General features: G+C 45.7%; 1 pseudogene. It reads right to left on the bottom strand.

Going from position 1 to position 223, the window contains the following annotated elements:
• Positions 1-223, bottom strand: a pseudogene (locus tag FC99_RS14190) (RNA-guided endonuclease InsQ/TnpB family protein); the annotation flags it as partial.

Genomic DNA, 223 nt, shown 5'->3' with positions numbered 1-223 from the left:
CGTTGGGCTTTAGCTAGTTTTCCTCTAATCGTCCGGTAGTAATGGGGGTTATCAATCACCTGACCATTTGAGTCCGTCAAAAAGTTCTCGAGGTTCAGATCAATCCCGACTTTAGATTTAATAACTGATTGCTCAGAGACGAAGGGGTGTTCCGACCCAATCTGCATGGACACGAAATAATGTCCTACGGCGTCCATTGAGACCGTTGTCGTCCCAATTCTAA

This window comes from Levilactobacillus koreensis JCM 16448 (assembly GCF_001435525.1).
GTDB lineage: Bacteria > Bacillota > Bacilli > Lactobacillales > Lactobacillaceae > Levilactobacillus > Levilactobacillus koreensis.
Note: the sequence above shows the minus strand (reverse complement) of the source record. Positions and strands in the feature narration are given on the sequence as shown.